The sequence below is a fragment of the Micropruina sp. genome, from assembly GCF_047606365.1.
GTDB lineage: Bacteria > Actinomycetota > Actinomycetes > Propionibacteriales > Propionibacteriaceae > Micropruina.
In genome coordinates this window covers 1-11646 of sequence record NZ_JASGEN010000153.1, presented here as the reverse complement: position 1 = coordinate 11646, position 11646 = coordinate 1, and the positions used below count along the sequence as shown (strand labels likewise).

11 protein-coding genes, 1 tRNA gene and 2 pseudogenes are annotated in these 11646 nt (G+C 66.9%); 9 read left to right on the top strand and 5 right to left on the bottom strand.

Translation table 11 applies throughout. The annotated features are described in order from the left end of the window. Positions 1-102 precede the first annotated feature (102 nt). Positions 103-175 (bottom strand) — tRNA-Ala (locus tag QM624_RS17500). A gap of 162 nt (positions 176-337) precedes the next feature. Here QM624_RS17500 and QM624_RS17495 point away from each other — a divergent pair. From QM624_RS17495 to QM624_RS17485, 3 genes and pseudogenes are all read left to right on the top strand, one after another. Next, entirely contained in the window at positions 338-1018 is a 681-nt protein-coding gene (locus tag QM624_RS17495) for a TetR/AcrR family transcriptional regulator (protein WP_415094185.1), read from the top strand. A gap of 163 nt (positions 1019-1181) precedes the next feature. Then, positions 1182-1751, top strand: a pseudogene (locus tag QM624_RS17490) (serine hydrolase domain-containing protein); the annotation flags it as partial. Beyond that, positions 1726-2079: pseudogene (locus QM624_RS17485) on the top strand (hypothetical protein); the annotation flags it as partial. The pseudogenes QM624_RS17490 and QM624_RS17485, both read left to right, overlap by 26 nt. Before the next feature lie 178 nt (positions 2080-2257). Here QM624_RS17485 and QM624_RS17480 read toward each other — a convergent pair. Beyond that, positions 2258-2848 carry a TetR/AcrR family transcriptional regulator gene (locus QM624_RS17480; RefSeq protein WP_415094183.1) on the bottom strand — a complete coding sequence of 197 codons (591 nt, stop codon included), beginning with the start codon at positions 2846-2848 and terminating at the stop codon, positions 2258-2260. 80 nt (positions 2849-2928) lie between these two features. On the opposite strand from QM624_RS17480, the gene QM624_RS17475 reads away from it, so the two are divergent. From QM624_RS17475 to QM624_RS17455, 5 genes are all read left to right on the top strand, one after another. Then, positions 2929-3660, top strand: a complete 732-nt coding sequence (locus tag QM624_RS17475; RefSeq protein WP_415094181.1) for a lysostaphin resistance A-like protein — start codon at positions 2929-2931, stop codon at positions 3658-3660. 173 nt (positions 3661-3833) lie between these two features. Next, positions 3834-4763, top strand: coding sequence for an alpha/beta hydrolase (locus QM624_RS17470; protein ID WP_415094179.1), 930 nt, complete (start codon positions 3834-3836; stop codon positions 4761-4763). 268 nt (positions 4764-5031) lie between these two features. After that, a complete protein-coding gene (locus QM624_RS17465; RefSeq protein WP_415094177.1) occupies positions 5032-6333 on the top strand; it encodes an MFS transporter in 1302 nt (433 codons plus the stop codon). A gap of 117 nt (positions 6334-6450) precedes the next feature. Then, positions 6451-6942 carry a VOC family protein gene (locus QM624_RS17460; RefSeq protein ID WP_415094175.1) on the top strand — a complete coding sequence of 164 codons (492 nt, stop codon included), beginning with the start codon at positions 6451-6453 and terminating at the stop codon, positions 6940-6942. Positions 6943-7009: 67 nt separating this feature from the next. Then, positions 7010-7915: an alpha/beta hydrolase gene (locus tag QM624_RS17455; protein ID WP_415094173.1), complete on the top strand. Its 906-nt coding sequence runs from the start codon at positions 7010-7012 to the stop codon at positions 7913-7915. A gap of 177 nt (positions 7916-8092) precedes the next feature. On the opposite strand, the gene QM624_RS17450 is transcribed toward QM624_RS17455, so the two are convergent. Continuing rightward, positions 8093-8926, bottom strand: a complete 834-nt coding sequence (locus QM624_RS17450; protein ID WP_415094171.1) for a helix-turn-helix domain-containing protein — start codon at positions 8924-8926, stop codon at positions 8093-8095. A gap of 291 nt (positions 8927-9217) precedes the next feature. Between QM624_RS17450 and QM624_RS17445 the strand changes: the two genes are divergently transcribed. Continuing rightward, complete coding sequence (locus QM624_RS17445) at positions 9218-10138, top strand: hypothetical protein (protein ID WP_415094169.1); 921 nt, start codon at positions 9218-9220, stop codon at positions 10136-10138. A 92-nt stretch (positions 10139-10230) separates the two neighbouring features. Here the strand turns inward: QM624_RS17445 and QM624_RS17440 are convergent, their stop codons facing one another. Together QM624_RS17440 and QM624_RS17435 are read right to left on the bottom strand one after the other, a co-directional pair. Further along, positions 10231-11064: a PRD domain-containing protein gene (locus QM624_RS17440; protein ID WP_415094167.1), complete on the bottom strand. Its 834-nt coding sequence runs from the start codon at positions 11062-11064 to the stop codon at positions 10231-10233. A 52-nt stretch (positions 11065-11116) separates the two neighbouring features. Then, positions 11117-11646: PTS sugar transporter subunit IIA (locus tag QM624_RS17435; protein WP_415094165.1), on the bottom strand; the 530-nt coding region annotated here is incomplete at its 5' end.

Below are 11646 nucleotides of genomic sequence, written 5' to 3'. Positions count from 1 at the left end.
TGACCCGCGCGGGGCGAAACCAACTCACCACACCCGGCCGATGGCCCAAAAACGACAAATGTCTCGCGACATATGAGACACATGTCGCGAGACATCACACGGTGGAGCTAAGGGGATTCGAACCCCTGACCTCTTCCATGCCATGGAAGCGCGCTACCAACTGCGCCATAGCCCCGTGAGGGCGGCTCGGTGACCCGAGCACGAGCAAGAACTCTAGCCGATCATCCGCCCGGTGCGCGAATCGGATCAGACGGCGGGGATGGTGCCGCTCGATCGGCCACCCGTCACGGCGGAATGCTGTCGACAATCAGTCATCAGTGATGACATCGCCGGTGACATGCCACGTCAATCGTTGTCTCCACGGCTGATCGTGGACGCCGCGGTCGCGATCGCGGGACGGCCCGGGGCGAGCGTCCTGTCCGGGCGGGCGCTCGGCGACGAGCTGGGGGTGGATCGTTCGGCGGTCTGGCGTCACTTCCCGGATCAGGACGCGCTGCTGCGAGCGGTGGGTGACCGGCTGTTGGAGTTGGCGCTGGCCGCCGTCCCGGACGGGCTGGATCCGGAGGTCCGGATGCGGGCCCTGGCTCGCTCGGTGGTGGCCACCTTCGTCGCCCACCCGCAGGTGGGCGCGCTGATCGCGGGTCGAACCACCCAGGGTCGCGGCGAGTTGGCGATGGTTGAGTTCACACTGTGCGCGCTCCGCGAGGCCGGTGTGCCGCACGACCAGGTCGGACGCCATCAACGCGTCCTGGCCGACACGATCCTGAGCTACGCCGGCATGCGGGCCGGCCGGGCGCTGCTCAGCGACGACCTCCGACGGCGTGACCAGCAGGCGTGGGTGGGCACCTACGCGACCGCGTCCGCCGAGAGCTATCCGGCGATCGCCGACCATGTGCAGGAGTTGGCGGCGGTCACCGACGATGACGTCCTGGAGTCCCTGTTGACCGCGCTGGCGGTGGGCGTCCGAGCCGTGGCCGATCAGCCACCCGCGCGGAGTGACGATCGTGGCGCCCGCTAAGCCCAGGCGTCGGTGGCTCCGCCGGCTGACTGTGCTCGCTGCGGTGGTCGGCCTTGCCTTCGGGACCACCGCGGTGCTCGAGATTCCGTCGCCGCCGGAGCTGATCCGGTTGCAGACCACCGACCCTTCGGCGCAGGGGACCGCCTTCGCCTCCCGTCCTGTGATGCCGTCGGGGCAGATCGGGGTGTTGCCCGCCGACCCCACCCGGCACCTCCCGGACGCGGTGCCCTGGAAGGGTGCGCGCATCCCGGTCTCGGAGATGCTCGAGATCACCCACAGCCGAGCCTTCGTCGTCCTGCATGAGGGCAAGCTTGTCCACGAGTGGTACGCCGACGGCGTCGCCGCAGACACCCAGTTGGCATCGTGGTCGGTCGCGAAATCGGTGGTGTCGCTGCTGGTCGGCCAGGCGATCGGACGCGGTGACCTCTCCGAGCGCGATCGGTTGGTGGACCTGCTGCCCGAGCTGCGGACCGGCGGCGCCTATGACGAGGTCACCGTGGGTGACCTGCTCGACATGGCGTCCGGTATCGACGTTTCGGAGAACTACAACCCGTGGTGGCCGTTCACCGGGACAGCTCGGCTGCTGTTGAGCACTGACCTGCCCGGCTACGTCGCAGACAACCGCGAACTGGCGTTCACGCCCGGCAGTAGGGCCGAGTACCGCAGCATTGATCCCCAGTTGCTGTCGATGATCCTGGCCCGGATCGATGGACGGCCGCTGGCCCGCATCCTCCGAGGATCTCTGGACACCGATGGGCGCCGAGGCCGGCGCCACCTGGAACCTGGATCGGCCCGACGGCATCGAGAAGGGGTTCTGTTGCCTCAACGCAACCGCGCGAGACTTCGCCCGGGTCGGTCAGCTGGTCCTGGACAACGGACGTATCGGGGGTACGCAGGTGGTGTCCAGCGCGTGGATCGAGCGGATCTCGACCCCGAGTCGGCTGAAACTCGGCGATTGGGGCTATTCGGCGCAGTGGTGGCATGCTCCTAGCAGCGATGACGACTTCACCGCGATCGGCGTCAACGGGCAGTACATCTACATCGACCCCGACGCCCACACAGTGATCGTGAAGCTCAGCGACCACGGCACCGAGCAGGACGAACTAGAGACGGTCGACGCGATGCGGGTGATCGCCGAGTCGCTGGCGGCGCAACGCTGACCCTCGCGGCCATGACCCCAACGCAGGGTCAGCCGTCGCGGGTGCCGCCGGCCAACTGGATGAGTCGAAAGGGTTTTGGCTACCGCGGACGCACCAGTTGGCCGACGATGTCGACGAACTCGGGACGCAGTTCGTTGATCTGAATGGAGCCTTCCTCGGCAGCGTGTCCGAGGAGGCCGTTGGCGAGGATGGTCAGCCAGGTGGCGACCCGAGCGGGGGCGAGATCGGTCCGCATCGTTTCCTGGGTTTGGCCGAGGGCGATCAGCTCGGTGAGGAGTTCGCGGACGAGCGCGCCCTCGGTCTTGAGTGCGGCTGCGACGCCAGGGTGGTCCGGAACGGCGCCGAGAACCGAGGCGAACCCGGGCAGGTTGTCGTCGGACGCCTCCTGCAGCACGTGCTCGCACCACAGCTCAAGCGCACCCTGGGCGTCCTGGGTCGCCGTCGCGCGAATCCGGGCGAACACCTCACGGGTGTGCTCCAGGCCACTCTCCAGGATGGCGACCAGGACGTCGGCCTTGGTGGGGAAGTAGTGGAAGAAGGTGCCCGATGACACGCCGGCGGCAGCGCAGATCTGAGCGGTGCTGGTGCGGTCGTAGCCGTCCTTGGCCATGCAGCTGTAGGCCGCCTCGATGATCGCGTCCCGTCGTCCGCCGCGCTTCTCGGTACTCATCGGATCACTCACCCCTTCCTTCCGCCAATCCTAGAGTCCCCGCTCTAGAGTATACACTCTAGAGCGGCTACTCTAGGGAGATGTCGAACCTCTCCAGCCGGTCGGCGATCCCGGATCAGAGCGCCTCATCCGTCGAAGGAGCCCGCAATGCCTGGTCGCTGAGCAGGCCACGGCTGCTGGCGTCACTGGCCCTCGGGGCGATCGTCATCGGGTTGGTGTACAAAGGCCCGCCGGTCGACGAGATCGCCGGGATCCACCTGTGGTTCGGCCTTCGGGGACCGATCTCGGGCGACCCGTGGAAGTGGATCGGGGTCGGACTGTTGTTGGCGATCGTGTTTGGCGTGGAACGCCTCGGTCTCGCCTCGCTGCTGATCCGCCGTCCGCGCTGGGTCGACATCGAATGGGCGCTGTACCTCTTCGGGGGCGCGATGACCTGGGCGTGGCTGGCTGACATGATCGCGCCGCAGGTCGGCAATGCGGGCATCGAGGTCGTGCTGCGGCTGGGGGTGCTGGGCATCCTGGTGCTGACGGTGACCGCGGCGGTCACCGAGGAGATCGTCTATCGGGGCTTCCTGGCCGAGCGGCTGGGTGCCCTGTTCGGCGCCCGGCGATGGGCGCCGTGGGTCGGGGCCGGGCTCAGCCTGGCGATCTTCGTGGCCCCGCATCTGGCCTTCTTCGGGCCGTCGTGGCTGCTGCACCAGTTCCCGACCGCATTGGCGATCGCGGTGATTGCAGTGGTCCGCCGCAACCTGGTGATCGCCATTCTGGTGCATCTGCTGACGAACCTGCCGATCCTGTTCCTGCTGTTCTAGTCGCTCTGCGTTCCCGAGTCGCCGGTGAGGGGTGTTCGGGCGAGTCGTGAGCTGCGCCGGGGCCGTGCTGCGGCATCGGGGGCTAGAACTGTCTCTGGTTCGACGTCGCGCCATCACGCAGACTGGTAGCTTTCAGGGCTTTGCCCCCCAAACCCCACTGATGAGAGGACGACATGGCGTCGGACATCAAGCACGTCACCTTCCGCAACCCCGACATGTACTGGGACATCGCTGCGGACATCTACTTCCCCGCGGGCTTCGACGAGAACAAGAGCTACCCGGCCATCGTCTGTGCGCACCCGATCGGCAGCTGCAAGGACCAGACCTCCGGCAACATCTACGCCAAGGCGCTGGCCGAGGCCGGCAATGTCGCGATCGCCTTCGACGCCAGCTTCCAGGGCGCCAGCGGCGGCACCCCGCGCTTCCTGGAGGACCCGGCGCAGCGCACCGAGGACTTCCGCCGCGTGGTCGACTACCTGGTCACCCTGCCCTACGTGGATGCCGACCGGATCGGCGTGCTCGGCGTGTGCGGTGGCGGCGGATACACCCTCAACGTCGCGATGACCGAGAAGCGGTTCAAGGCGGTCGTGTCCATCACCGGCGTGAACTACGGCCGCATGCTGCGCGACAACACCGGCGACGGGCTGCTCGACGCCCTGCGCGGCGTCGGCACACAGCGCACCGCCGAGGCCCGCGGCGCGGAGAGCGCGGTGAACGGCATGCTCCCGACAACCGCCGAGGGCGCCCAGCAGGTCGGCGACATTGACGTGATCGAGGCCTTCGACTACTACCGGACCGGACGTGGCGAGGCGGCGAACGGCTGCGTGCTGTTCGAGGCCGCACACGGGTCCACAGCGCTGGGCTGGGACGCCTTCCACCTCGCCGAGAAGCTGCTCGATCAGCCGCTGCTGGTCGTCGTGGGCGACAAGCAGGGCGCCTTCGGCGCCTACCGCGACGGCCTGGAGATCCACGAGCGGGCGGCGTCCAAGGACAAGGAACTGCTCGTCCTGGCGGGCGTGTCCCACTACGACCTGTACGACCAGCCGGTGGGTGCGGGCGAGGCGCTGAAGCGGGTCGTCCCGTTCTTCGCCGAGAAGCTCTGAGCGACAGCAGGACCTGACCAGGCATCCGGCCCCGACCCCGTACAGGGGTCGGGGCCGGTGCCTTGACTCCTGGCGGAGGTTGCCCTGAACTCGGCGGCCGAGCAGGCGCTGAGTGGGACACTTCTGGACCAGGATATAGCCCGTTCCCGGCGATAACCTATGGCTCGTTGTGTGAATAGCCAGCAGCGTCGTGGCTCCTCATGCGGCATTCAACCATTTATTTCGAAGCGGCTCATTCAGCGTACTTCGTCATCGCCAAGGGACATTTATGTCAGCATCGCATTCGTCGGCGGATGTCGCCGATCATCTCCAACCGCCGACGCCGCCCGGTATGGAGCCGTTCCGACTCAACGGCTTTCAGCGGAACAAGCTCTTCTTCTCGTTGATGATCGGGTTCTTCCTGATCTTCGTCTGCTACGCCAGTGTGGGTGCGGTCTTCCTGCCGGCCGCGCTGTCCGAACTGGACGAGGCCAATAAGGAGAACAACCTCGCCGCCATCATGAGCCTCACCGCGGTGTTCACGATGTTCGTGCAGCCGATCGTCGGCGCCGTCTCGGACCGGACCCGGTCCAGGTTCGGACGCCGCACGCCGTGGATGGTCCTGGGCGGCCTGTCGGGCGGCACCATCGTTATTCTGATGCAGTTCGCGAACACCTTCGCGTACCTGGCCATCTGCGCCATCCTGGTCCAGGTTCTGCTGAACATCATGCAGGGCCCGATCTCGACCATCATCGCCGACCGGGTCAGCTTCAACCACCGCGCGTTCGGCTCGTCGTGGGTCGGCGTCGGGCAGGCACTGGGCATCTCCGGCGGCATGGCGCTGGCCGGCAACCTGATCAACCAGATGGGCGTCGGCTACACGCTGTTCGGTTCGACGATGATCGTCGTCACGCTGCTCTTCGTGGTGCTCAACAAGGACAAGGACTCCACCGGACTGGTGCGGGACGCCTTCAGCTGGAAGGAGTTCGGCCTCGGCTTCGTGCGTCCGCTCAACTTCAGGAAGCACCCGGACTTCGTCTGGGCGTTCGGCGGGCGCTTCTTCATGGTGCTGGGCTACCAGGCGATCCAGGCCTACGGGCTCTACATCCTCACCGACTACATCGGCCTGCCGATCACCGACGCCGGCCAGGTGCTCGGCATCATGTCGATCCTGACCATGATCACCATGATGATCTCCACCGTGCTCTTCGGCCGGCTCTCGGACAGCACCGGACGGCGCAAGATCTTCGTCTTCGGCTCCAGCGCTCTGATGGCGATCGCGATCGCGGTGCCGATGGTGGTGCCGACCACCATGTCGATGTACATCTACGCCTTCCTGGTGGGCATCGGCTACGGCGCGTACACCTCGGTCGACCTGGCTCTGATGATCGACGTGCTGCCCTCGTCGGGCACCATCGGCAAGGACCTCGGTGTGCTGAACCTGGCCTCCAACATTCCGCAGATCCTGGTGCCGATCCTGGCCGCCTTCCTCATCACGCTGTTCGGAAACTATGTGGTGATCTTCGTCTACGCCATCGTCGGCGTGATCGTTTCATCGCTGCTGGTCTTCCCGATCAAGTCCGTGAAATAGCAGCGGCTGCGTCGTATTTCTTGCGACACGGCGGGCGGGCCGATTCAGGCTCGTCCGCCGAGCGGCGGCACCACGCCGTGCCCGATTCAGATACGCCATTCATTTCAAGGAGGAGATATGGCGATAAGCCCGCGATTTGAGAACTCGAGAATCCTGGTGTCGAATATGGACGCCTCGCTGGCGTTCTACTGCGACACGCTCGGTCTCGTCCCGGTCGGTGGATTCCGGGTCAAGGGGGAGACGCCGTTGCTGGAGATCTTCCTCGCCGATCGGGAGAACCGCCGCTGCCTCACCCTGCAGGAGTCGCCGCTGACACCGGTGGCGTCCGGGACGACCGGCTACCCGCCCTTCGTGATCACCGTCGCCACTGCCGCCGAGCACGAAGAGGCCGTGCGCGGCGTCCGCGAGGCTGGCTACGAGATCGCGGTCCAACCCCTGCAGCTCGGCGACACTGCCTGCTTCATGCCGGTCGATCCCGACGGCTATCTGGTCGAGGTCATCTATCAGCCGGGCGAGGACGACCTGGCCTGGGGCAACGTCGACGGCGAGTACCCGATCATCGAGGTCGAAGCCATGCCGGACGGCCTGCTCGGCCGCACCCTGAAGTAGCCCGGACGACGGAGCCGCGCCGACGTCGAACGAACTCAGCAACAAGTCACAACAGAGGAGTCATCTCATGGCAACGTTCACCGAACCCGTCCAGGGTGGATGGTCAGGACGTATCGCACAGCTGAAGACCGAGTACTTCGAGGTCGCGTCCGACACCTTCGGCGGCAAGCTCGGCGTGTCGGTGTCGTTCCCGAACGGCTACGACCCGGACGGCCCGGCCATCCCGGTCGTCTACGCGCTCGACTCCCAGTGGCACGGCGGCATCTACGAGAAGATGCACCTCGGCCTTACCGGCCCCGAGGGCACGCGTGCGGTGCAGGGTTTCGTCCAGGTCAACATCGGCTACATCGACGAAGGGGTGGACGCGCTCGCCGTCCGCAACCGCGATCTGGTGCCGCCGGGTGAGCCAGTTCCGCCCGCCATGCGCGACTTCATCACCGAGATGTTCGGATCACAGGAGGGGCTGGTGGAGCAGTTCTTCGAGTGGCTGGACAACCCGCACGCCGACCACTTCCTCGCTTTCCTCGAGGACGAACTGCATCCGTTCATCATGGGTCGCTACAACGTGACGGACGAGAACGCGGGCCTTTTCGGGTTCTCCTACGGAGGTCTGTTCGCGATCTACGCGTTGGCCCAGAAGTCGAAGCTGTTCGTCAACTTCGGCGCCGGCAGCCCCGGCATCCTGGTGCCCAACAGCACCATCTTCGACCTCTATCGAGCGTTCCAGGCCGACCCGGCCAGCGCCGGCCGGTCTCGGCATCTGCACGTCACCCTCGGCGACGGCGAGATCTCAGGTCCGCACGCGTTCTATCGCCAGCTGGCGATCGAGGTGCTCAGGTTTCTGGACCTGGTCGCCGGCGACCCGGTGCCGGGCGTCACCGTGACCACCAAGATCTTCGAGATCGAGGACCACGAGACCGGCACCATCGACGCCTACCGCAGCTTCGCCCGCACCTGCTACCCGGCGAGGTGACAGCGCCCGCCGCTGCTTGAGCGTGTCGTTGGTTGAGCTTGTAGTTGGTTGAGCTTGTCGAAACCCCTTGTCATCCATGCTTCGCCGGGATAGCGAGCCAATCCGTCATCCCGGATTCGATCCGGGATGTCGGCACCGGGGTGACGAGCCGAGCGGGCTCGACCGACAAGGGAGCGGTCAGGCCGAGGCAGCCAGTTCCACGAGCCTCTCCAGCGCCCGCTCCGAGTGCGAGCCGGCCTCGGCCGTCCACAGGATCAGCTCCTGGTCGGGATCGGAGACTGACGCGAGGGTGTCCCATTCCAGTCTCAGATCGCCGACGACGGGGTGCCGGATGAGTTTCGATCCGACGGCACGCACCGCGACATGATGGGCGGCCCACATCGTCCGGAAGCTCTCGTGGGAGGCGGACAACTCGTCGACGAGCTGAGCCAGCTCAGGGTCGTCGGGGAGGCGGCTCGCCGACATCCGCAGGTGGCCCAGGCAGGTGGCCGCCACATCGTCCCAAGCGGGGTAGAGGGCGCGCATCACGGGGGAGTTGAACAGCAGCCACACGTAGTTGCGCTCATGAGCCGGCAGCTGGCCGAAGTCCATCATCAGCGTGGCCGCCAAGGGGTTCCAGGCGAGGATCTCCATGCGCGGCCCGACCACCATGCCCGGGGTCAGGGTGAGCTCATCGAGCAACCGCCGCAATGCGGGCCGGAGCCGTTGTGGGCTGCGGCGCGGGGGATGGACGTCCTCCTTGCCGGCGAGTTCGAACAGGTAGGCGCGCTGATCCGAGTCGAGTCGCAACCCGCGAGCCAGCGCGTCCAGGACGCCGAGCGAAGCAGGCCGGCGGCCCTGTTCGATGCGGGTGTAGTAGTCGGTGCTGATCGAGGCGAGCACGGCCACCTCTTCACGGCGCAGGCCATGGACCCGGCGGCGGGCATCGCTGCGGGGTAGCCCCACCTCGGTGGGCGTGAGTTGTGCTCGCCGGGCCCGGAGGAAGGCGCCCAACGTGGTGGCGCGGTCCATGGCCGTCACGGTGCGGCCGCCTCCACGCGCCACGAGTGACCGATCACCGCACGAAGCTCCTTGCCCTGGCTGGTCGTCCGTCGGGATGACCTCCGAGTAGCCGCCAGGCAGAACCGGGCCTCCGTCAGGGCGCTGACGCCCTGATTTTACTCTCGTGGGCATGCCGCGACGTGGGCCAAGAGTGGCCCATGTTGGCGGCCGCGGGGCACGGGCTAGGGTCCGGAACATCGGCGACGAGGCCGCGTTCGTGCGCCGCGCCGCTCCACATCAACAGTTCGGCAGGAGACAGCCATGCCCCATCCCCACGAACCCTTGCGCCTGCTCGACGGGCTGATCACCGGGCTGCGGTTCACTCCCGAACAGGCCGGGGACGCCCCGACGATCGTCTACCTGCACGGCGGCGGCAGCCAGGCGTCCGAGGCCGTGGTGCAACTGGGCATCGCCGCCCGCAACGGCTATCCGGGGATCTCGCTGAACCGTCCCGACTACCTCGACAGCGCCTCGCTCGGCCTGCCGTTCGACCAGGACGAGGGGTTCTACGTAGCGAGTGCTGAGCGGCTCGATGACGCCATCGCCGACTACTGGGCACAGCACGCGGGCGAGTCGCGCGGAGTCGTCCTGCAGGGCTGCTCGGTAGGCAGTGCCATGGCCCTGATCATCGCGCAGCACTGGGCGCGGCAATCCGCCGCCGGAACGCAACGCTGGCCGCTGCTGGGTGTTGCGATGGCCGACATCGGCGCGCTGCCGTACCCGGAACGCGAGGATCTGTGGAAGACCACCCCGGTGGTGCACCGGGTGCTCGATCTCGGACCGTGGATCGGCCAGGTCGACTTCGGACCGGAGTGGGCCCGGTACACCGCGGGCCTGGGTGACGAGTCGCCGGGCGTGCCGCGCGCCGAGATCCTCGAATACAACGGCGGCTGGGCGCGCAACGCACTCGGCATCGCCGCCGAGGTCACCGTGCCGGTGCTCTGGCGGGTGTCGGAGTTCGACCCGTTCTGGCGCGGTGACGATGAGGCCGTGGCCGCCTTCCGGACGGCGTTGGAGACCTCGTCGCCGTACGTGGACGCGGGTGTGATGGCCGGTGCTTCACACGCCATCCACGACGGCCCGCGCGGACGCAGCTACCTGTTCTCGGTGCTGGCTTTCGTCGAGTTGTGTCGGACGGCCAGCATCACACCGCAGACGTTGGAGCGCCGGCCTCAACGCTGAGGTGATGTCGTCATCCCTAACTTGATCTCGTCCCGGACTTGATCCTCGTCATCCCGGACTTGATCCGGGATCTCGAATGCCCGCCCGAGCGCTCAGCGCTCGGTGGTGACCCGGGCGACGTGCAGGGCCAGGTAGGAGATCTCGTCGGGGGTGAGCGCGGCGCCGAGCCGCAGCTCCAGAATCCCGGAGAGCCGGACGGCGACGTCCGCGGCATCCGGGAAGCTCTCTCGGATCGCCTGGCCGACCATCGTCGGTTCGGAGTCGAGTTGCTTGTGGTTGTGGATCCGGACGAACAGGTAGCGCAGGTGCGTGATGAACCGTCCGACACTGACGCTGCCCGGATCGAGGGTGATGCCGTAGGCCTGCTCGATGACGGTCACCATCTGCTGGATCACCCCGGTCATCCGGTAGGTGTAGGACAGATCACCGGTGGCGAAACCGGCGTTCACCAGGTGCAGCGCCAGCCCGACCGCTTCGGTCTGCGGCAACTGGACGTCGCTGTTCTCATTGATCGTGGCCAGCAGAGCTTCGGCCTGCCGGTACTCATCGGTGTAGAGGTGTTGCACCTCGGCGAGCAGGGGATAGGCGATGTCCATGCCGAGGTTCACCCGGCGGATCGCGAAGCTGACGTGATCGGCGAGGGCGATCACCGCCGCGGGGTTGCGTCCCACCGAGTCCAGACCCACCGTCGCGATGGCGTGGCTGACCAATTGGATGTGCTCGGGTGGAATGCCGGCCAGCAGCTTGGCCAGGTGATCGGAATCGCCGCCGTCGGCCGGGACGAAGACGCGGGACACCTTGGCGGCGTCCACGCTCTGACCGGGCCGGGCCTGGAAACCCAGGCCGCGGCCGGTCAGGATGACCTCGCGCCCGCTCTCGTCCAGAGCGAGCACGAGGTTGTTGTTGAAGACGCGGAGAATCTTCATCAGATCAGAGCAGTGGCCGCCCCCACGAGGGGACGGCCACCGATCACTCCTTTCAGGCCTCGATGTCGATGACCGGGTCGCCCAGCGAAACGTCGCTCGGGCCGACCGGGGTGACCGACTTCAAGGTGGCGGTGTTGATCACCACGACCATCGTGGTGGTGTCGTATCCGGCGGCCTTGACGGCCTCCAGGTCGACCTTGGCGAGCAGATCGCCCTCTTCGACGCGCTGATCCTTGGCGACCTCGAGCTCGAAGCCCTTGCCCTCCAGCTGCACGGTGTCGATGCCGACGTGCACCAGCACCTCGACACCGTCATCGGTCTTGATGCCGTAGGCATGGCCGCTGTCCGGCACCGTCATCAGCACACCGGCCACCGGAGCGACCACATGGCCGTCCGACGGAACGATGCCGACACCGTCACCCAGGGCCTTGGAGGCGAACACCTTGTCGTTGACCTCGGCGATCGGGACGACCTTGCCGGCCACCGGCGCGGAGACCGTGCGGGTGGCGACCAGGGTGGCGACGCCACCGGCGGCGGCCGGGGCGGCGACAGCAGCGGCGGGAGCCGGGGCGGGAGCGGCGT

Excerpts from the sequence above, each read along its gene's own strand:
- QM624_RS17445 (WP_415094169.1), top strand. The coding sequence starts at position 9,218 with ATGCCCCATCCCCACGAACCCTTGCGCCTGCTCGACGGGCTGATCACC.
- QM624_RS17460 (WP_415094175.1), top strand. The coding sequence starts at position 6,451 with ATGGCGATAAGCCCGCGATTTGAGAACTCGAGAATCCTGGTGTCGAAT.
- QM624_RS17450 (WP_415094171.1), bottom strand. The coding sequence starts at position 8,926 with ATGGACCGCGCCACCACGTTGGGCGCCTTCCTCCGGGCCCGGCGAGCA.
- QM624_RS17465 (WP_415094177.1), top strand. The coding sequence starts at position 5,032 with ATGTCAGCATCGCATTCGTCGGCGGATGTCGCCGATCATCTCCAACCG.
- QM624_RS17470 (WP_415094179.1), top strand. The coding sequence starts at position 3,834 with ATGGCGTCGGACATCAAGCACGTCACCTTCCGCAACCCCGACATGTAC.
- QM624_RS17495 (WP_415094185.1), top strand. The coding sequence starts at position 338 with ATGCCACGTCAATCGTTGTCTCCACGGCTGATCGTGGACGCCGCGGTC.
- QM624_RS17475 (WP_415094181.1), top strand. The coding sequence starts at position 2,929 with ATGTCGAACCTCTCCAGCCGGTCGGCGATCCCGGATCAGAGCGCCTCA.
- QM624_RS17455 (WP_415094173.1), top strand. The coding sequence starts at position 7,010 with ATGGCAACGTTCACCGAACCCGTCCAGGGTGGATGGTCAGGACGTATC.
- QM624_RS17480 (WP_415094183.1), bottom strand. The coding sequence starts at position 2,848 with ATGAGTACCGAGAAGCGCGGCGGACGACGGGACGCGATCATCGAGGCG.
- QM624_RS17440 (WP_415094167.1), bottom strand. The coding sequence starts at position 11,064 with ATGAAGATTCTCCGCGTCTTCAACAACAACCTCGTGCTCGCTCTGGAC.